Source organism: Bartonella sp. 1-1C, from assembly GCF_002810325.1.
Lineage (GTDB): Bacteria > Pseudomonadota > Alphaproteobacteria > Rhizobiales > Rhizobiaceae > Bartonella > Bartonella rochalimae.
Genome location: NZ_CP019489.1, coordinates 1,012,251 through 1,032,134, shown reverse-complemented (window position 1 = coordinate 1,032,134; position 19,884 = coordinate 1,012,251). Strand labels below are relative to the sequence as shown.

Below are 19,884 nucleotides of genomic sequence, written 5' to 3'. Positions count from 1 at the left end.
GTGAAAAAATGCCTTGCAAGGTTATTAGAGATGCGTTCAGCTCAATAAATCAAGGACTCTTTAATAAGATTACGCACAATATCATTTTTTGTATAAATACACATCCGACAAAGTTCAGAAAATTTTATTTTGAAGAAATCAAGAACAATATTTTTTGTAATGTCTATATATGTACTCTACTCCTAGTTAGAGCATTTATTTGTGCAATTATGATCAGCTGAAATACCTATATTGTCAATTGCAAAGATGTATTTTGAATAATTTTGAAATGTTTTTTGAATAGAATCAAGAAAAATTATAAGTAATTAACTTACAATATTAGCAAAATAGTATAGGTAGAAAGTATATTTTTATGATTTACTTCATAAATAATTTATTGATGCAAAAAGTATAGCTCTATTTATTAGTAGAGCGCCTTTAATATATATAATAAAATTGTTCTTTTATTGAGGACTATCAATGAATGCAAGATCGCAAGAGATTGTGATTATTACAAATATTATTAGTAAAAAAAACACCAGTAACCTAGGCTACCAGTGTTTATAAGCTCTCTTTTTAAGAAATTAGAATGAACGTTGGAAACGAATCATGCTTTGCAAAGCACTTTTTCCATTCAAAGCATTACTATAGTTTGTATCACTATTTGCTTTACCTTTAAAAGTACGGTCATCGTTCCAAGAAATATAGGTTAGTTCAGGTGTAATAACAAATCCTGGAAGCAGTTTATATGCAACATTAACGGATGTTGCGAAAGTTTTTATAGCACTATAAGACACTTGAGCATTCAAATTTGCTTTTGGATTAATTTTGTAAGTTGCACCAGCCCACGCTGCCCATTTACCACCCCAGTTTGCATAAATGGTCGTATTCTGACGTGACAATACATTATTAGAATCTTCTATAGTATCTACTCTATAGTAATCTAGGTTATTTTTATAACCTCCCATTGCCCAAAGATTCAAATTATCATTGATATTAAAATCTACACGTGCCTTAGCAGCCCATTTTTTGTAATAAGCATCGTAAGCGACAACAGTTGAGGCACCACCCCATTTTTGCATAAATTTCATACCAAATAAGATATTAGGGTTATAGTCTTTTGTTTGTTTACTGGGAAGATCTGTTTCATCAACACGAACAATTTTGCTATCTTTATCGATGTAATAGTATTCGATATTATTACCAGCGTTTGTTTTAAGAGCAGGACCTGAAGCATTACCCAATTCAACTCCGATAATAGCGGAAAAACCAGAATCAGCATTAAAAGTGTAAGAGATAGTATTTGTGCGTATATCACCTGCCGGTGCTATGCTATCGTCATTGATAACTTTACCGTAACCACCTGTCCAACTATCGAAAATTGTGCTATCAAGGCCTACGCGAAGGCCACCAATTTCTATATAAGCAGCACGAAGCTGTCCACCAGAACTATCCTTTCCTTTGCTCCATTGTGAGCGAATTTCTGCATATGAACGAAGCGTTCCTAATTCCGTTTCAGACGCAGCTTGGAAAATAAGGGTTAAACGTGAATTTGTGCGATAAGTTTTTTTACCATTTGCTAAATCCGCATCGGTTATTGCATTAATATTATCACCACCTGTAAAATCAGCGCGGACATTACCAGATACGCGAATACATGTTTCTGTTCCAGGAATATAGAAATATCCTGGACCATATGCATCGCAAGCACGTACATATTCTATAGGTTCAGGTTTTGTCGGAACAGTTGAAGCCGCTTGAGATCCAGAGACTGCAGAGAGAGCTAATGTAGAACTGAGAAGGAAGGTTTTAATATTCATAAATGATCTCCAGTCGGTTTTAATTATAAGAGTGTATATTGGATTTAATTATAGAGTGTATAAAGGTCATATTATGTCCGCTTGTTAAAAAATACGAGGGAACTAAGCAAAACATTACATAATGTTAACTATACGAACCTTTATTTTGAGATACAAATATAAATTAACCTTGTCAAAAGTAATTTATATACTATTTATTATAGTGTGATAAAAAAGATACAAACATTCATTATTTTTTAATTTAATCCAATCAATTAGAACTGAAATTTTAGATATTTTGAAAAAAATCGAAAATATCTTGAATTTTTTATTGATACTGTTTATGCACCTTAATTGGAGAGGTGGCCGAGTGGTCGAAGGCGCTCCCCTGCTAAGGGAGTAGGGCTCAAAAGGCTCTCGAGAGTTCGAATCTCTTCCTCTCCGCCAAATATCAATAAAATCAATGGTTTTATCTAAAAGTTAGGGATTTTTGATTCCATTGATTTTATTATGTTTTTTCTATTCTATCCCGAACTTTTTTGAAGCTTTTTTATTGCTTCTATTGCGAGGTGTTTTTTATCCGCTGTTTTAGTATAGAGGGATGCCATGCTATCTTCTGTCCGGCCAAAAATTGCTTTGAGTTGTGAAATTGTAGCACCAGCATTGGCAGCACGTGTTGCTGCTAGTTTTCTCAATCCATGGGCTGATTTTTTGATTCCCGCTTGATTACACGCTTCACGAAATAAGTTGCCAAAGCTTTCTTTTACAAGTTTATTTCTACCCTTTCCGCAAATGAATGTTTCATCACCTACGGGACCAATTTTAAGCGTTTCTGCAAGTTCAGGCAGAATCGGAAGAAAAACATCTGTTTTAAATTGGCTCTTTTCTGTTTTGAGATGAATAATATTATCTGTTACATCTTTCCAACCAATCCGAACAGCATCACCACGACGCAATCCTGTATAAAGAAGAACATCAATCCAGATACGTTCATGGGTACCGTGATGCCATTTGTGATAATATTTATCAATGTCCTCTTCTAGCCATGGTTGCAATCTCTCACTGTTAAGAGATTTTGGTGCTTTAATATTCAGAGCAGGATTTCTGTTTAACAGAGCATTCCAACCGCCTAATTAAAAAGACCGTTTAGAGATGTTAAAAAATATTTTTCTGCTGCGGGAGTAGCACGTCTTCTGTCTACAGCGTCAAGGATATGGCGTTTTTCTACGCTTTTATAAGCGCGATCACCAATATGTTTAGAAATATTGTTTAGAATTCTATATTTAACTTTTTTTGTTGACTCTGATTGATTATGCCATTGCATGCTTTGTAAATATTGATGCAACAACCAATCAAAAGATCCTTCTGTAAGTCTTGTGCGTCTTATTGTTTTTAAGGAGCCATTTTGCGCATCTTTCAGAGCGAGCGTATAATTGTCAACAAATTCTTGTGTTCTGTAAGCACCGTCAATGCGAAACCGTGCTCCATGACCACCAATACGGACATACCATATGATTTTACCATGGTGTGTACGTTCATGCACAAGATGTAGTGGACGACGCTTTGGCATGGTTAGAATTTTATGCCATCAAAAGAAGGGCAAGATGGGTTAGTATGAAATTCTTCTTGCTTGCTTTCAAGTAGAGGAAAATCATTGATGCTATATACAGCATTTGTCGTTGGTGATACTACAGTTTTATTGATATGAATTAATAACTCTCCAGTAGGTTTGATTTCTATGAGTTCGCATCCTTGTTTTTTAGCTTCTCGTAAAGCGCGAGCAATAGCGGGTTGAGTTATGGTGGGAAGGCGGTGTGCCATGTTTTTCTCCTTCAATTGAGATGCAACTCGCCTGTGGTGTGAAGCACGCATGTTTTTACAGTTGTTAGGAAAGGGCGGGAATGCTGGAGGGTAGGGATGGAGCATCCCCATAACTTTAAGCCGTTTGAGCTGTAATCTGTTTGATGTCTTGTTCGATTTCTTCTAAAAATGCTTCCACTGCTTGATTGATGATTCTATCTGTTCATCATTGCGATGGATCCGCTGAACCTTAAGACGTAAGTGAGCAGATTGTCCTGCAAACCGAGGATCATAGCTCATGAAATCACACCACTGACGTCCTGTACAAGCCATTTGAAATTGCATTTGTGCTAAATATTCTGGTTTGACTTTTTCTGTCATCCAGAAACGAAGGTGGTTTACAGACTGGGGACATTTAATCTCTGTAAGCCCATTCTCACCAATGAGACCATTAGGGCTTGCACCGGCCATTTCGATTGTAGGATGTTGGATGCAACCACATGGAGTCACCTCTCTATCATAAATAAAGCTATATTTTTGAGGGCATCCCCTTCATGTTCAATACTCACATTGAAAGGCAGTTTCGCTTTTCAGATAATAAAGCTATCAGGAAAAGCGGTTGTATTATATATGTCATAAATGAGATGCTGTTTGTGGTAGTATAAAAGGGATGTTTTTTTTAGGTATTTCAGAAACTGTGAGCGAGCAATTATAAGCTTTACGCAGATTTTCTGTTGTTAAAACAGTGGAGGCATCTCCTTCACAACAAATTTCTCCTTGTTTTAATAGTATGATTTTATCGGCATAGTGGGCGGCAAGATTGAGATCATGTAGAACAGCAAGAACGCCACCACCACAACGAACAAAATTTTTTATAATATTCATGACAATAAGCTGATGTTGTATATCAAGGTTGGCAATGGGTTCATCTAATATCAGCCAACGAGCAACTCCATTATAAATAGGTTCCCATACTTGGCAAAGAACACGGGCAAGCTGGACTCTAGCTTGTTCACCACCAGATAATTGGTGATAATATCGGTTTTCATAGTCTGCTAGACCAACACGTTTTAAAGCTTTTTGGGGGAGGTTTTTAAATTGAGCTTTTGTGATGTTAATCTGGTTGATCGAAAGACCAAGTCTTACTACTTCATGAACGAAAAATGGAAATGCTAGTGTTGTTGATTGGGGCAAAACTGCACGCATCATTGCCATTTTATTTGCTTTTGTTTGTTTAATATCATGGCCATTCAGGGTCATTTTACCATTATAAGGAATTTCTCCACTAAGTGCTTGTATAAAGGTACTTTTTCCAGAGCCATTTGGACCAATAATGATGGTGAGGGTGCCACTTTTAGCTTGAAAGTGAATATGCTTCAGAATATTTGTTTTCCTGCGTTGAATACAGACATTGATCGCTTCAATCATGAAAAATTTATTCCTCGTTGGTATATAAGGATCCAAAGAAAAAAAGGTGCGCCAAAAAGTGCTGTGACAATTCCAATGGGTAATTCTGCTGGAGCAATAATACAACGTGCAAAGGTATCAGAAAAAGTCAGTAATACTGCTCCTAAGAGAGCTGAACAAGGGATGAGATAGCGGTGATCAGGACCAATAAGCAGACGTAGAATATGTGGAACAACAATACCAATAAAACCAATCCCACCACTGACAGCAACTGCTCCTCCGCACATCAGAGCAACAAGTAAAACAGCAATGTTTTTAATCCGTTGAATATGAAAACCAATATGTTGAGCGACAGCTTCCCCGAGTGCGAGTGCATTAAGTGCACGTGATAAAAAGGGAGAAAAAAGCAAGCCAATCCAAACAATAGGTAAAATGAGACAAACTTTTAACCACGTAGCACCCGAAAGAGAACCAAGATTCCAAAAAGTAATGTCACGCAATTGTTGATCATTGGCAGTAAAAATTAAACTTCCAACAATAGCGCTGCTGAAAGCACTAAGAGCAATGCCTGCAAGAAGCATCGTTGCAATAGAGGTAAAACTGTGTCGTGTTGCTATTACATAGAGAAACATTGTTGATAAAAGCCCACCAAGAAATGCACCTATGACAATTTTGTAAGATTCTAGAAAAGGAATAAAGAAAGGTGGGAAGGAAATACCAATAACAATGGTTAATACAGCGCCGAGACTTGCACCTGCTGATACACCTACGATTCCAGGATCTGCGAGAGGATTACGAAAGAGTCCTTGCATAAGAACACCAGAAACAGCGAGAGCGGCTCCAACCAATGAGCTTAAGATAATACGAGGTAATCTGATCTCAATGATGATAAGGTAGTCATACGTCTTGCTAGCTGCTGAAAAATTTTGCGTAAGAATTACATGAATGAGATTAATGAGAGAAGCATTTGATGCACCACTGAATAGTCCACTAAAAATACTGAAGATAAGAATTACTATTAAAATTAATAGCGCAATTTTTCCTCGATTTGTAGGGGGTACTTTTGTATTATCTATTATTTCAGAGATGTGCGTTGTAGAAATATGCTTAACCATTTCTATCAACTCTTGCCATTTTGTTCTGTGCCATAAAGCATATTAATTAGCTCTTTTGATGCTTCTGCAGTGCGTGGACCAAAACCTAAAAAATACATGGCATCTATTTGTTTAATGGCATGATTTTGAGCTGCAGGTGTTGCTTGAATTGCTGGTATAGCTAAAATTGTATCAATTTTAGTTGAATTTCCATTGTGATTGACAAATAATATGAAATCAGGATTTGAATTTAATAAGGCTTCATTATTTAAAAGCTTATATCCTTTATAATCAGAAACGGCATTTATACCTCCTGAAAGTTTGATCATACCATCAGCTGCAGTATCTGTTCCAGATACCATAACACCTCCGTTTTGTACTGAAAAAATAAAAAGAACGCGTTTTGGTTTAGTTATTTTTGTTAAAAGCATATCGTTTTTTATAAAGTTATTGTTCAATTTTTTAATCAATTCAGTTGCTTGAACTTCTCGATGTAGAGCTTTACCAACAAGGCGAATTTTTTCTATGACACTTTCACGTGAAAAGTTTTCTGGTATGATTACGAGAGGTATTGATGTTTTTTTGAGAATCTCAATTGTTGAAGGAGGACCGCTTCCTTCAATAAGTAATATACCTTCTGGAGAAAGAGATAAAATACCTTCAGGAGAAAGATGGCGCATGTACCCAAGTTCAGGAAGTTTGAGTGCAGCTTGTGGATAGATGCTTGTGCTGTCACGAGCAACAAGTTGATCTTGAGCTCCTAATGCATAAATAGTTTCTGTAAGAGCACCACCAATGGAAATAATTCGGGCATTTTCAGGAAAACTTGTCGTCAGTTCAGCCATTACTTGTTTAGAGAAACAAGTAAGGAACAACAACAAATATAAAAGAGAAAGGCCTGATAGTTTACGCAAAAAAGGTCTCAACATATCTAGGTCTTATCCTTTAAGTAATGTTTGTCTCTTGGTACAAAGGCAAATCATTTAATAAAGAGCGCCATTTTTCACATTCTTTGTGACCCTCTTTTCTTAGACCAAAGAATTGGACAATCATTTCACCATTTTGATCAAAAACTTCAAGAGAACTAACATAACCCTCACTTATAGGTTTGCGAACATGCCATACTTTGTTAACACCAGAAATAAGCATATGTAAATGAAAGTTGTCATCAAGAATATTGAGCCAAGGTCCCATTTGTTTAATATTTTTAATTGGACCGCTGAAAATTTGAATGCAGCCTTTATTACCAACAAAACACATAATTGGTATTTCTTGTTCAACGGCTTTATTCAGCATCATTTCAATGGATTCTGCACTTAATTCATCAGTAAACTCGTTTCCAGCGTATTTTACAGCATCATGCCGACCAATTTTAAATTCGGAAGTAATTTCATGGAGCTGATGCACATCAGTCATGTTTCTCCAACGATCACGAAATTTCTCAATGTCTAAATTTTCTGTATTGTGTTGTATAGGTGCAGGAGTTGGAGGAATATGAAGAGCAGATGATTGATCTTCATGAAGCAATTTTTCAACAAGTATATTCCATTGTTCCATATTTGTCATGTCTTTAGAATAGACTTTAAAAATAGCAGTACCATATTGATCAAAAAATTGTAAACTTTTTGTCGGCTTTCCAAAAACCATCATTTCATATTCAAAACCAAATTCCCATTTTTTGGAAAAAATCCGCAAATCAATTTCTCCAAATGTCATAGGGATATGTTCATTCAGAACAATTTTTTCAAAACATCCTGTTTTTTCATGAACAGCATATTCATTGCGTGTTAATGCCATAACGGTTTCAACTTTAGGAGCATTTTCAAGGAGAGTAGGAATATCAACTTTTAATCTTTTTGCTTTTCCAATTGTACGATAAGCTGCTATGAATTCCGCTTCAGATATACCAATCGAATTAGCAAAATCACGATTACGCATATCTTTTTTTTCTTCACGCATTTTTATAATCATTTCAGCTGTATAAGACATAGGCTTTCCTTACTTTATTTAGAGTCAATTTTAATTCATTTTAAAAAATTATGCTGAGCCATTGTAAGCAATGGCTCAGCTTGTCAATCAATTGCCCCTATCAATAATAAAAATTGAATCTGATAAATTAAAAATATTTACAATCCTTTTCCCAATTTTGGGTTAGAATAAAGTAAGGATTAAAATGCAATTTTATCAATTATAATTTCCTCAATAGTTTAAAGACTGACAACAATAATTAAAATTCTTGTACATAAGATACCTTAAAGTTACGACCAGGCTGACTAAAATAATCTTTTGGTGGTAACGATTGGCGTCTAGGAATAGGAGAAGGGGAAGGTAGATCAGCTGCATTCCAGTATTTTTGGTCAAAAAGATTATAAACACCAGCTCTTATAATTGGGCCTTTCTCACCAAAAGGTTTCCACCAACCCAATATATCAACGACACCATATCCTGGAACTTTGTTGTAATCAGAATTTCCTTCTACTTTATCACGCTTAGCAGCCAAAGTCAGTATAATATCTGTTCCCCAAAGTTCTTTTTCATATCCTAATCCAAAGACTGTTTTAAAAGCTGGAATTGAATTGAGATATTGATCTTTATCGAGATCTCTTCCTTGTGTATAAGCAAGGGCAAAATTACTATAAAGGCCATTCATCAAGGTGAAATGTGCTTTCGTTTCAACACCAGAAATACGCACATGTGCACGGTTCACATAATGTTTGCGCGCATACATAAATTCTTTTGAAGGTCCTTTATCTATAACATCAATAAAGTTTTTATATTCATTGGTGAAAACACTGAAAGAACCATTTAAATGCATGTTGTTGTATTGTACACCAATGTCATACCCATTACTGGTTTCTGGTTTAAGATCAGGATTTCCAATCATATAGTAAAAAGGAGATTTGACAAAGGTTAAGTAAAGCTCTGAAACGCTCGGCGCACGAAAAGCTTGCGCCCACTGAGTATAAAATAATACTTGATTATTAGCATCCCATTCTATCCGCATTTTAGGAGAAAAATGTGAGCCGCTACTTTCTTCGGGCATTACCCTAGAACCTAATGCTTTTTCAAAATCAGGTGTTTTTTGCGGGATATGTTTATACCAATCATAACGCATTCCAGGGATAAAACGAAGGCTATTGTTATAAAAACCTATTTCGTTTTCGAGCGTCAGACCAAAACCTTGGCTGTTTGTGTCAGGTGCATCCGATTTATTTGTACCTAGGAACACACATCCACGCTCATTGCCTTTTAAATGACAATTATCTTTACCTGATGCATATTGATGAAATTTAGAAGCAAAAACATTTGCAGCAAACTTTAATTTATGGCTCATAGAACCAATATCCACTTTTTTAAAACTATAAGTGTTAAAGCCATAATTCGTACTGCGCATAAAGTTATCTCTTAAATAATCTCCTTTGGGTATTTGTACGCGATATCCATTTAAGATGTGATTATTTGATTGCTTTTGCCAATAAAATTGCCCATGAAATGCATCAAGAATAGCATCTCCATTGCCGTTATAATCATAAGAAGCAGAAAAACGTTCACGGCGTGTGTTCTTCTTATTGTGAACAGATTTTGGCAAAAATATTTCAGTTGAAGCATTCAATGAATGGGTATCTTTGTTGTAAGAAAAACGTTCTGCTGTAAAGCCAAATCGATGATTATCATTAAGATATTGATGGACTTTAAAGAGCAAATTATTTTTGTCGAAATTAGCAGGATTTTTGCGAGTGCGCTGATCTCCATCAACTTCTACAGTACCCATATTCTTACGTTGATGACCTTCTGCACGAGAACCCTGAAAAAGAAGCAAGGTTTGGTTAGCACGTACTGCAAAAGCTTGATTTATATGCCAACTTTTATCAGCAGAATTGTAGCTGCCTTTTGTAAGGGCTCCCCAATTCTTTTCTTTTGTAAGGAGGTCTTCAGGATTAAGAGTACGCAAGGCAATAATTCCACCTAATACACCAGAACCATAAAAACTAGAATCTGAACCACGAATAATATCAATTGTAGAAAGCGCATTAAAAGCAAATGCAGAACTTCCACCTTTAACACCACGTACTCCATCATTCAGCCATGGGAGAGGCACACCATCTATTGTTGTTAAAACACGATTGGCATTTAAACCACGAATTACAAAACTGTTATTATCTGTATTATAGTTTATAGAGGGATTAAGATGGCTAATATCGTGAATATCATTTATTTGCTTTTTATCAATATTTTGAGTAGTGTCACGATCAGTTAAAACCGTTGCTTTATTCAAAGGATTTTCTATTTTTTTTTCAATTATGATTGGTTTAAGTTTAGTTATAGAATCCTTATTGCCATTTTGTGCAACAACAAATGAAGGTATACAAACTGAGAGCATACCTGAGATCATATATTTTTTATAGATATTTCGCTTTATTCGCATAATTCACCATCATTTTTCTTAAAAACACCCCCTACATAAGCTTTCGTATATAAAACACACAACAAAAAATATTCATCTTACTAATTACACACTGTAATCACATAATTGGTAAGCTAAACACTTAATTACTAATATAATCATATTAAACATGATAAAAATCGTCAAGAAAAAAGTTGTGCTTTAAAGATGACATGTTTTAATAGAACTGAGCTTCGATTATTTAGCTTAGAATGGTGGTAGATGAGATGATGAAGAGTGTAAGTATTGGGCGAGTATTAACTCTTTGGATAGGTGCTTTTTTGTGTTCTTTTGCTTTACATATTGGAATAGGATCACGATTTTATTTTAAAAGTATTTATATGAATGGTTTTATGTTCTCACCGATGGCTATGTTAATTGTTGCACCAAAGATTACGCACTCTGATGTTAATTTAGATACAGAAATATTAGAGTTTGATATTTTAAAACAAGAAGAAATATCAAAATCAGAATTCAGTAAAGTTCAATCAGAAAATTCTCTATCAAAAGAGGGGCAGATTACGGAAGAGTTGCAGTCTATCGCAGAAAAAAATGATTTGAAAGTGTTGAAACCTTTGGAAAAATCTTCTCCATCAGAAATAAATCGTAAAGTTTTTATAAAAAAGCGATCATCAACACTGAATGTTACAGCGAAGAAAAGTAATGAAAAAAAAGCACATTCATTTTCTGCAAGTAGGGATAGTCATATAATGGCATTTGACAGTGCATTATCAGAACGTTGGTTAGCAAAGGTACAAATACAGTTAGAAAAACAAAAAAGTTATATTATAGGACAGCGTATTAGTAGTGTACAAGGAGTCGTGCAGTTGGAATTTAAAGTGCATGAACAAGGAGGTATTTTTGCCAGCCGTATTATGCTTTCTTCTGGTAATCGGGAACTTGATTGGTTGGCTATGACAGCACTTAAACGTATTGACATGTTTCCTCCACCGCCACGTGAAATGGTGAATAAAACTATCAGAGTATCTCTGGTGTTCGAGTAAAGAAAGTAAAATGACGATATAAAATTATATCTTATATCGTATTTGGATTTTTCAGAAGGGTAACAGAAGGGTAATATATTGAAACTTATGATATTCTTGGTTATCGGGAATGGGAATAACTGAGATGGTTTCTGTTAGATTTATAGAGATAGAAAAGTTTATAGCACTATTATTATTATTATGTCTAACTACCTATCTACGAGACTAAAAATGTTTACGTTTATGACAAAGATACAGTTGTAATTATATAGGGGGTATGGAAGAGAAGATTATTAAAAACGTTTAACCTTATGATAAAACGAACTTTGCGAGATTTACGAAATTGAAATTACTTTGAATTATGTCTTTGAAAAGAATGTATGTTATTCAATAAACACTAATTAGCTGATAATTTTTTTACGATTGAAGGAGAAACTGAAATTTATGTGTATACTCCTTTTAGACACTCAATTGAAAGAAATAGAAAAGTTGAGCAAAAAAGGAAGTCATTCCTTTTAAAAGTAAAACTATTTTATTGTACACAGAAAATGAGCAATGCATTTATATAAATTAAGGTAAATTATTTAATTGTTACACTATGTGGTAATAGTTTACACTACTTACTATAGTGCTTGCAGAAAACAGGTGATGATGTAAAAATGGATGCATATTTTTTCATATTCGTGATTGTTAGATATGTTTAATGTATCATTGCAGCCAAATTTTTCATATGAGCTCGATTTGCAAAAAAAAGGTTTCTTTTATATAGCAGGTGTTGATGAAGTTGGACGTGGGCCTTTAGCTGGGCCTGTAGTGACGGCGGCTGTTGTTTTAGATAAAGACCGTATTCCCGAGGGCTTGAATGACTCAAAAAAGCTCTCTAGCCAACAGCGTAATAGACTTTATTATGAAATTTTGCGAAATGCATTAGCGGTTTCGGTTGCTAGTCTTTGTGCTCGGACAATCGATAAGTCTAATATTAGAAAAGCGACTTTAGAAGCAATGCGGCATTGTATTACAGGGCTTGCTATTTCAGCGCATTATGCGTTGATTGATGGGCGTGATATTCCTTCTAATCTGCCTTGTCCTGCAGTTGCTTTGATTAAAGGTGATCAGTCTTCAGTTTCAATTGCGGCAGCGTCTATTATTGCTAAAGTAATTCGCGATAGGATGATGCAATATGCTGGACGGGTTTATCAAAATTATGGTTTAGAGAAGCACGTGGGTTACGGAACAGTAGCGCATCGAGCAGCTATCGATAAGTATGGGCCTATTGTAAGATTGCATCGTTATAGTTTTTCTCCTCTTAAAGAACGCTATAAGGGTAGTATTTAATGGCGATCTTACCATTTAATAATGCTGCAATAAACCAAGCAGTTGCGATTCTTCAACAAGGACAATTAGTGGCTTTGCCGACAGAAACTGTTTATGGATTAGCTGGAGATGCGACAAATGGAAAGGCTGTGGCGTCTATTTTTTCTACAAAGGCACGACCACTCTTTAACCCTCTTATTGTTCATGTAAGTGACATAGTTATGGCAGAGTGTTATGTGAAAATTGATTTTCTTTCACGTCGATTAATGGAAGCATTTTGGCCAGGTCCTTTAACTGTAGTTTTGCCATTAAAGGCTCATCATAATATTCACCCTTTAACAACTGCTGGTCTTAATACATTGGCTATTCGCTCTCCAAAAGGAGGTTTTGTAGAAGTTATTCGGCATTTTGGACGTCCTTTAGCTGCACCTAGTGCTAATCAATCAGGAAAATTGAGTCCTACTTCAGCTCTATCTGTATTTACATCTTTAGGTACATCAGTGCCTTTGATTATTGATGGGGGAGATTCAAAAATAGGGCTTGAATCGACGATTATTAAAATTTGTGATGAAAATATTTATTTATTGCGTCCAGGAGGATTAGCTATTGAAGAAATTGAAAAAGTGGCAAAGAAGTCTGTAAAACGTTTGGATCAGAAAACTGCAATTGAAGCTCCGGGGATGTTAAAATCACATTATGCACCTAATACTTCTATGCGTTTAAATGTAAAAAAGGTGAAAAGCGGTGAAGCACTTTTAGCATTTGGACCTAAACGTATTGAAGGTGTTGAAAATGCCGTTGCTGTTCTGAACCTGAGTACAAGTGGTCGATTAGAAGAAGCTGCATTCCATTTATTTCAATATATGCAGCAATTGGATTCACTTAAAGTGAAGTGCATTGCAGTGGAGCCTATTCCATTCTACGGATTAGGGGAGGCTATTAATGATCGTTTAATACGCGCTGCGGCTCCAAAAGGGAAATAAAAATGGAGCAAGGTTTAATTGAGTCTTTTAGAAGCATTGTCGGTTCTGAATATGCTATAACAGATCAGGCATTGATTACACCTTATTTATTTGAAAATCGTCGACTTTTTCATGGTAAATCGCCGTTACTTTTACGGCCATCTTCTACAAAAGAAGTATCATTGATTATGCATTTGGCTAGTCAAACATGTACGCCGATTGTTCCTCAAGGAGGAAATACTGGTCTTGTAGGTGCTCAGTTGCCAGATGATAGCGGGCACAGTGTTATTTTATCTATGGAACGTTTGAATAAGATTCGATCATTGGATCTTAAGGATAATTTTGCTGTAGTGGAGGCTGGAGTTATTCTAAAAACGTTACAAAAAAAAGCTGATAAAATGAATCGTTTTTTTCCTCTTTCTTTGGCTTCTGAAGAATCGTGTCAGATAGGAGGTAACCTATCTTCTAATGCTGGAGGAACGGGGGGATTAGCTTATGGTAATATGCGTGATCTGTGTCTTGGTTTAGAAGTCGTTTTACCTGATGGACGTATTTTGGATGATTTGCGATTTGTGAAGAAAGATAATAGCGGCTACAATTTGAAAGATCTTTTTATTGGTGCGGAAGGGACTTTAGGGGTTATTACCGCAGCAGTTTTAAAGCTTTTTCCAAAACCAAAGTGGAAAGAAGTTGCTCTTGTAGGTTTAGATAGTCCAGCGAAAGTTGTAGAGCTTTTATCTCTTGCTCAATGCCACGGGGGGACATTATTGACTGGTTTTGAGCTCATGGGAAAACTTAGTTTTCAAATGGCTTTAAATTATAAGATGTGTTCCCGATCTCCTTTTGATCGTGAGCATGAATGGTATGTTTTGGTTAATATGTCATCATCACGAAGTGACAACGATGCATTATCAGCATTGCATATTGTTTTAGAAATGGCTTTAAAGAATTCTATTATTGACGATGCAGTTGTTGCTCAATCATTAAAACAGCAAGATTTTTTTTGGCAATTGCGTGAAAGTATATCACCTGCACAGAAATTAGCAGGAGGATCTATAAAACATGATATTGCTGTACCTATTGCTTCCATTCCTGATTTTATTGCTGAGGCTGCTCTTATTGTTGAAGAAATAATTCCAGGTTCACAAGTAGTTTGTTTCGGACACGTGGGTGATGGGAATCTTCATTATAATATTACACAACCAGTTGGAGCGGATACTACAGCATTTTTAAAATTATGGCCGAAAATAAACCATCGTATTCATTGTTTAGCAATACAATATCATGGCACATTTTCTGCTGAACATGGAATTGGTCAGCTTAAACGAGAAGAACTACGTACTTTTAAGTCATCTGTTTCATTAGAAATTATGCAAGAGATTAAGAAGATATTTGATCCTTTAGGAATTATGAATCCTGGAAAAATATTATAATTTCAGAAGAATAAATATTTTTTTGTATTTTTATTTAGAATTTAATAACCAAAAAGAAATTAAGTTTTTTTATATAATTTTGTTAATAATCTGATGAAGAAAATCTGCTAGATTGTGTGGCTTATTGAAAAAATTGGGAATATTATGTATGGCTAATCAATGCTTTAATCAGGCAAAGGCGGTGCTTGAGTTTCGACTAGATCCGTGTCATTTGCCACAAATAACGACATATTTTGTATCAAAAACGGGTAATCAAGTAGTTTGTTCATTAAATAAATGTGGTGTTTTTTTTAAATTGGGGTCTTCTTCAAGACTGTCACGTTTGATCCCAGCTCACCATTTTAGGGGGGTTACAGCCCGTATAGTCGATACTCTCTCAGGTGAGAAAGCTATAAGATTAGAGCTATTCCATGTAGATGAGAAGATTTGTATTCCACTTTTAGTTTCTAGAAAATTAAATAATGTTTTTCTGGATTGGCGATTGTGGACGCAGATTTACAATCTTCCTATGCTTATGATTGATGAGTATAGCAATATTGTCAAGGTTCAAGATCGTTCTATTATACATCAATTTTTTCATATGGTATCACCTAATTCTGCACAGAAACGTTTTTTACTTCGTGGGCCTAATTCATTAGGTTTACGTTTGATGATTAACAATCAGACTGCATTGTAAAAAATATACGTCAATTTTTAAAATATAGGTTCATTTTTATATGTTGTGCAGTCATGTATATTTATTTTATTTGTGTTTTGACCCTTTATTCATGATAATTGAATTCCTATCTAATAAAAATAGAAAAGAATTGTACGTATTTGAAACATTCAGAAAAAATTAAAAGGCGTATGCTTGTCTTTGAACTTGATCAAAAGAAGGCAATAGAAGCGCAAAAAGCGCATTGTCGTCGTTATACCAGAAGATTGAAGACATTTTTACATTTATTAATATTGTGGCTGATTTGTGTTTCTGTTTATTGTGGTTTTCTCATCATGATTGAGGGACAAAATTGGACGCATTATTGGGGAAAGTCTCTTATCAAAACGGCTTGCATTTATGCTGCAATTATTTGTGTTATTTGGGCACTGAATTATTATGTTTTAGTAACGCATAAAGCGTATCGTTTAGTAAAAAATAATCAACAAATAGGTCTTAAACAAGTATGGCAATGGGATGATCATGCGCTTGCGATTCGAAATTCTTATATACAGGGCACTTATCCTTTTCGTCTGTTTTATGATTGGCATGAGTATCCAAATTTTTTAGCACTCTATATTTCAGAGGAAAAATTCAACATTCTTCCTAAAGCTATCATGACTAAAGAGCAGTTAGCTGATTTACGCACTATTCTATCACGTGAAATTACGAGTCCTAAAAAAAGACTTTAAAAATCTAATTTTCTCGCATGATAGCCCGCCATCCAATATCACGGCGTACAAAACCTTCTGGCCAATCAATGCAGTCCACCGCTTCGTAAGCGCGTTTTTGGGCGATTTTTATGGTTTTTCCTGTTGCTGTTATATTTAAAACACGTCCGCTATTCGCAATTAATTCTCCATTGCATAAGGCTGTACCAGCTTGAAAAACTTTTACATTAGGGAGAGAATTTACTTTATCAATATTGCGAATTACACTCCCTTTTTGAGGAGAAACAGGGTAGCCATTAGCGGCCATAACAACTGTTAAAGCAGTTTCTTCAGACCATTGAAGATTTTTCTTTTCAAGGTTTCCTTGGGCCGCTGCAAGAAAAAGCGGAAGAATATCGTCTTTTAGACGCATCATTAAAACTTGGCACTCAGGATCACCAAATCGCACATTAAACTCAATTAATTGGGGACCTTTTTGTGTTATCATCAACCCAACGAAGAGAATTCCCTTAAAAGATATATCCATTTCAGCTAGACCGCGTAGAGCTGGTGTAACAATTTCTTGAAGAGTACGGTTAACCATTTCTTCCGTCATGATAGGAGCTGGTGAATAGGCACCCATGCCACCTGTATTGACACCTGTATCACCATCACCAATACGTTTATGATCTTGTGCAGATCCAAAGGGGATAGCTATTTTGCCATCACAAAGACAGAAAAAACTTGTTTCTTCTCCTTCGAGGAAAGCTTCAACAACTACTTCTTTTCCTGCATCGCCGAATGTCCCTTCAAAACAAGAATCAATTGCATCAAATGCTTCTTCCATTGTCATAGCAACTACAACGCCTTTACCGGCAGCTAAACCATCAGCTTTAATAACGATAGGAATACCTTGTTGATGAATATAAGATTTAGCTTTCAAAGCATTATCAAAGCGTTGATAAGGAGCTGTAGGAATGTTATTTTTGTAACACAGGTCTTTTGTAAAACCTTTTGAGCCTTCTAGCTGAGCAGCTTGTTGATTCGGTCCGAATACACAGATATGAGCTGCATTAAGGGCATCTGTTATACCCCCTACTAATGGGGCTTCTGGACCGACAACTACGAGATCAATAGTATTTTTTTTACAAAAATCAACGATACTAAAATGATCGTTAATGTCTAAGTCAATATTTGTACCAAATTCCATTGTTGCAGGATTTCCAGGAGTACAATATAACTTCGTTAGTAGTGGAGATGCTGCTATTTTCCATGCTAAAGCATGTTCTCGTCCGCCTGAACCTATAAGAAGAACGTTCATTGCTTGCTCCTATCATAGAAGATGGTTAAATTGATTATTTGTCATAAGAATGAAATATTTCTATTGCAAGTCTAAAAGGTGAAATCATTTAATGAAAAAAAGTAAAGATATTTTGCATATTCAGTCCTGTGATAAGCAGGGACGGGTTATGGATGCAGTGCCAAAACAGTGGGTTTATGATTTTCTTCCTTGTTCTTTATGGCTATATGCTCAATTAGCTCGATGGGATAGGCCTATTGGATGGAAACTATTGATGTGGCCTTGTTTTTGGTCAACAACTATGGCTATTTTTTCTTGTGAGATGTCACAATTATCTATTTTGTCGAGTGTTGTTAATTGGATTTGGTATCTTTTTTTATTCTTCGTAGGCTCTATAGCTATGCGGGGTGCAGGTTGTACATGGAATGACCTTGTTGATCAAGAAATTGATTCTAAAATAGAACGAACACGTTCTCGCCCATTGCCTACTGGTCAAGTGAGTCGGTTTCAGGCAAAAATTTTTATATTGATACAATGTATTATAGGCCTAGGTGTTTTATTGCAATTTAATGAATTTACTTTTTTTTTAGGTCTTTCATCACTGGTAGCAGTTATACTTTATCCATTTATGAAACGTATAACAAATTGGCCGCAATTTTTTTTAGGTATTGCATTTAATTGGGGAGCATTAATGGGATGGGCTGCGGTACATGGGAGTTTAAGTTGGGCTCCAATAGCACTTTATGGAGGCTCAATTTTATGGACGATAGGATATGACACAATTTATGCTCATCAAGATAAAGATGATGATGTGATTGTTGGTGTTCGTTCTACGGCACTTCTCTTTGGTAAAAAAACGAAATATGCATTGATATTTTTATATGGTGGTTTTGTGATTTTAACCAGCTTGGCATTTTATTTGGCTCAAGTTCCTATTCTAAGCTTTTTAGGGATTTTTATCGCAGCGATCCATATGTTCATACAAATTAAAGTTATTGATATTGACAACAATTTACAATGTTTACAACTTTTCAAGTCTAATTCATTTGTTGGTTTTTTGATCTTTGTTGGTTTGGTATGCGGAGGAATTTCAGCAGTGTTATACTCTGTGATTTTGTGATATTTATGACAATATAAAATAATCTATGAAGTAGAGATTTGTTATCATACAAACATGAAACGTATTGCTTTAAGAGTTTAAGAATTAAGGATAGAGTTTTTGCTTCTTCCAGCTGTTTTGTTTAATAGAATCTCGTGTAAAGAGTAAGCGATCATGTAAACGGAATGGGCGATCACGCCAGAATTCAATATAAAGAGGGTTTACACAAAATCCAGACCAGTGAGGTGGGCGTGGGATTTTTTTTGCAGCATATTGTGCGGTATATTCGGTGATTGCTTTTTCAAGAGCAAAGCGGTTCTCTAATATTTGAGATTGTTTAGATGCCCATGCGCCAATTTGGCTTCCACGTGGACGTGATTGAAAATATGCATCTGCTTCTTCAGTGCTGACTTTCTCAACGATTCCTCTGATTCTAACTTGACGACGGAGTGATTTCCAATGAAAGCTTAAGGATGCTTTCATTGATGCTAAAATTTCTTGTCCTTTGCAACTTTCGTAGTTTGTATAGAAGACAAATCCTTTAGAACTAAAATCTTTGAGGAGGACTATACGAACGTTAGGTAAGCCTGTTGTATCTATTGTTGCTAAAGCCATAGCATTTGGATCGTTGATTTCGCTTGTTGTTGCTTCTTCAAGCCAACGTGTAAAAAGTACAAAGGGATCTTGTATTTGTACAAAATTATCATTTGTTTGTGTTGTGTTCTTCATAATGGGCTTTGATCAATTAGCATGAATGAAGGATTATTTGAGTTGTTTTTTATATCAGCTGACAAAAGACTGCTCTTTTTATTTTGAAAAATTAATAATATTACATATTTTTATCATGGTTTTTTAATGATGTTGGTTTTTAGTATGAGTTGCAATACATTATATTAGATATAAAAATATTTATTCCATATGGTATT

Annotated in this window: 16 protein-coding genes, 1 tRNA gene and 2 pseudogenes; 8 read left to right on the top strand and 11 right to left on the bottom strand. The window is 35.3% G+C overall.

Annotation, left to right across the window (positions count from 1 at the left end):
- Positions 1–563: 563 nt before the first annotated feature.
- Positions 564–1,799 carry a porin gene (locus B11cv2_RS04615; RefSeq protein ID WP_100693523.1) on the bottom strand — a complete coding sequence of 412 codons (1,236 nt, stop codon included), beginning with the start codon at positions 1,797–1,799 and terminating at the stop codon, positions 564–566.
- Positions 1,800–2,134: 335 nt separating this feature from the next.
- Between B11cv2_RS04615 and B11cv2_RS04610 the strand changes: the two genes are divergently transcribed.
- Positions 2,135–2,225 (top strand) — tRNA-Ser (locus B11cv2_RS04610).
- A gap of 77 nt (positions 2,226–2,302) precedes the next feature.
- Here B11cv2_RS04610 and B11cv2_RS04605 read toward each other — a convergent pair.
- The 8 genes and pseudogenes from B11cv2_RS04605 to B11cv2_RS04570 form a co-directional block, all read right to left on the bottom strand.
- Positions 2,303–3,348: pseudogene (locus tag B11cv2_RS04605) on the bottom strand (tyrosine-type recombinase/integrase).
- A gap of 2 nt (positions 3,349–3,350) precedes the next feature.
- Positions 3,351–3,599, bottom strand: coding sequence for a hypothetical protein (locus B11cv2_RS04600; RefSeq protein WP_100693522.1), 249 nt, complete (start codon positions 3,597–3,599; stop codon positions 3,351–3,353).
- Between the two features lie 115 nt (positions 3,600–3,714).
- Positions 3,715–4,141 (bottom strand): annotated as a pseudogene (locus B11cv2_RS04595) (lambda exonuclease family protein); the annotation flags it as partial.
- A gap of 70 nt (positions 4,142–4,211) precedes the next feature.
- On the bottom strand, positions 4,212–5,006 hold the full coding sequence (locus B11cv2_RS04590) for a heme ABC transporter ATP-binding protein (protein ID WP_035007056.1): 795 nt from the start codon (positions 5,004–5,006) through the stop codon (positions 4,212–4,214).
- A complete protein-coding gene (locus B11cv2_RS04585) occupies positions 5,003–6,100 on the bottom strand; it encodes an iron ABC transporter permease (RefSeq protein ID WP_100693521.1) in 1,098 nt (365 codons plus the stop codon). The genes B11cv2_RS04590 and B11cv2_RS04585 overlap by 4 nt, the downstream gene beginning before the upstream one ends.
- A gap of 5 nt (positions 6,101–6,105) precedes the next feature.
- Positions 6,106–7,008: a hemin ABC transporter substrate-binding protein gene (locus tag B11cv2_RS04580; protein WP_100693520.1), complete on the bottom strand. Its 903-nt coding sequence runs from the start codon at positions 7,006–7,008 to the stop codon at positions 6,106–6,108.
- A 16-nt stretch (positions 7,009–7,024) separates the two neighbouring features.
- Positions 7,025–8,068: a hemin-degrading factor gene (locus B11cv2_RS04575; protein WP_100693519.1), complete on the bottom strand. Its 1,044-nt coding sequence runs from the start codon at positions 8,066–8,068 to the stop codon at positions 7,025–7,027.
- Positions 8,069–8,306: 238 nt separating this feature from the next.
- Complete coding sequence (locus B11cv2_RS04570) at positions 8,307–10,505, bottom strand: TonB-dependent hemoglobin/transferrin/lactoferrin family receptor (protein ID WP_100693518.1); 2,199 nt, start codon at positions 10,503–10,505, stop codon at positions 8,307–8,309.
- 245 nt (positions 10,506–10,750) lie between these two features.
- On the opposite strand from B11cv2_RS04570, the gene B11cv2_RS04565 reads away from it, so the two are divergent.
- The 6 genes from B11cv2_RS04565 to B11cv2_RS04540 all read left to right on the top strand — a co-directional run bounded on the left by B11cv2_RS04565 (position 10,751) and on the right by B11cv2_RS04540 (position 16,601).
- Positions 10,751–11,527 carry an energy transducer TonB gene (locus B11cv2_RS04565; RefSeq protein ID WP_245406963.1) on the top strand — a complete coding sequence of 259 codons (777 nt, stop codon included), beginning with the start codon at positions 10,751–10,753 and terminating at the stop codon, positions 11,525–11,527.
- Between the two features lie 675 nt (positions 11,528–12,202).
- Positions 12,203–12,841, top strand: coding sequence for a ribonuclease HII (locus B11cv2_RS04560; RefSeq protein ID WP_100693517.1), 639 nt, complete (start codon positions 12,203–12,205; stop codon positions 12,839–12,841).
- Positions 12,841–13,803: an L-threonylcarbamoyladenylate synthase gene (locus B11cv2_RS04555; RefSeq protein WP_100693516.1), complete on the top strand. Its 963-nt coding sequence runs from the start codon at positions 12,841–12,843 to the stop codon at positions 13,801–13,803. The genes B11cv2_RS04560 and B11cv2_RS04555 overlap by 1 nt, the downstream gene beginning before the upstream one ends.
- Positions 13,804–13,805: 2 nt before the next feature.
- A complete protein-coding gene (locus tag B11cv2_RS04550; protein WP_100693515.1) occupies positions 13,806–15,215 on the top strand; it encodes an FAD-binding oxidoreductase in 1,410 nt (469 codons plus the stop codon).
- Positions 15,216–15,363: 148 nt separating this feature from the next.
- A complete protein-coding gene (locus B11cv2_RS04545) occupies positions 15,364–15,891 on the top strand; it encodes a DUF6101 family protein (protein ID WP_100693514.1) in 528 nt (175 codons plus the stop codon).
- Between the two features lie 170 nt (positions 15,892–16,061).
- Positions 16,062–16,601, top strand: a complete 540-nt coding sequence (locus B11cv2_RS04540; RefSeq protein ID WP_148664927.1) for a YcxB family protein — start codon at positions 16,062–16,064, stop codon at positions 16,599–16,601.
- A gap of 4 nt (positions 16,602–16,605) precedes the next feature.
- On the opposite strand, the gene purD is transcribed toward B11cv2_RS04540, so the two are convergent.
- On the bottom strand, positions 16,606–17,880 hold the full coding sequence (gene purD / locus B11cv2_RS04535; RefSeq protein WP_100693513.1) for a phosphoribosylamine--glycine ligase: 1,275 nt from the start codon (positions 17,878–17,880) through the stop codon (positions 16,606–16,608).
- A gap of 91 nt (positions 17,881–17,971) precedes the next feature.
- Between purD and ubiA the strand changes: the two genes are divergently transcribed.
- A complete protein-coding gene (ubiA, locus tag B11cv2_RS04530; RefSeq protein ID WP_100693512.1) occupies positions 17,972–18,979 on the top strand; it encodes a 4-hydroxybenzoate octaprenyltransferase in 1,008 nt (335 codons plus the stop codon).
- A gap of 84 nt (positions 18,980–19,063) precedes the next feature.
- Here ubiA and pdxH read toward each other — a convergent pair whose 3' ends face one another.
- Complete coding sequence (gene pdxH, locus B11cv2_RS04525; protein WP_100693511.1) at positions 19,064–19,687, bottom strand: pyridoxamine 5'-phosphate oxidase; 624 nt, start codon at positions 19,685–19,687, stop codon at positions 19,064–19,066.
- Positions 19,688–19,884 lie beyond the last annotated feature (197 nt).

Bases quoted from the DNA above. Each gene is read 5' to 3' on its own strand.
- B11cv2_RS04545 (WP_100693514.1), top strand. From the start codon at position 15,364: ATGGCTAATCAATGCTTTAATCAGGCAAAGGCGGTGCTTGAGTTTCGA.
- ubiA (WP_100693512.1), top strand. From the start codon at position 17,972: ATGAAAAAAAGTAAAGATATTTTGCATATTCAGTCCTGTGATAAGCAG.
- B11cv2_RS04555 (WP_100693516.1), top strand. From the start codon at position 12,841: ATGGCGATCTTACCATTTAATAATGCTGCAATAAACCAAGCAGTTGCG.
- B11cv2_RS04615 (WP_100693523.1), bottom strand. From the start codon at position 1,799: ATGAATATTAAAACCTTCCTTCTCAGTTCTACATTAGCTCTCTCTGCA.
- B11cv2_RS04580 (WP_100693520.1), bottom strand. From the start codon at position 7,008: ATGTTGAGACCTTTTTTGCGTAAACTATCAGGCCTTTCTCTTTTATAT.
- B11cv2_RS04585 (WP_100693521.1), bottom strand. From the start codon at position 6,100: ATGGTTAAGCATATTTCTACAACGCACATCTCTGAAATAATAGATAAT.
- B11cv2_RS04600 (WP_100693522.1), bottom strand. From the start codon at position 3,599: ATGGCACACCGCCTTCCCACCATAACTCAACCCGCTATTGCTCGCGCT.
- B11cv2_RS04560 (WP_100693517.1), top strand. From the start codon at position 12,203: ATGTTTAATGTATCATTGCAGCCAAATTTTTCATATGAGCTCGATTTG.
- pdxH (WP_100693511.1), bottom strand. From the start codon at position 19,687: ATGAAGAACACAACACAAACAAATGATAATTTTGTACAAATACAAGAT.
- B11cv2_RS04590 (WP_035007056.1), bottom strand. From the start codon at position 5,006: ATGATTGAAGCGATCAATGTCTGTATTCAACGCAGGAAAACAAATATT.
- B11cv2_RS04550 (WP_100693515.1), top strand. From the start codon at position 13,806: ATGGAGCAAGGTTTAATTGAGTCTTTTAGAAGCATTGTCGGTTCTGAA.
- B11cv2_RS04540 (WP_148664927.1), top strand. From the start codon at position 16,062: ATGCTTGTCTTTGAACTTGATCAAAAGAAGGCAATAGAAGCGCAAAAA.
- purD (WP_100693513.1), bottom strand. From the start codon at position 17,880: ATGAACGTTCTTCTTATAGGTTCAGGCGGACGAGAACATGCTTTAGCA.
- B11cv2_RS04565 (WP_245406963.1), top strand. From the start codon at position 10,751: ATGATGAAGAGTGTAAGTATTGGGCGAGTATTAACTCTTTGGATAGGT.
- B11cv2_RS04575 (WP_100693519.1), bottom strand. From the start codon at position 8,068: ATGTCTTATACAGCTGAAATGATTATAAAAATGCGTGAAGAAAAAAAA.
- B11cv2_RS04570 (WP_100693518.1), bottom strand. From the start codon at position 10,505: ATGCGAATAAAGCGAAATATCTATAAAAAATATATGATCTCAGGTATG.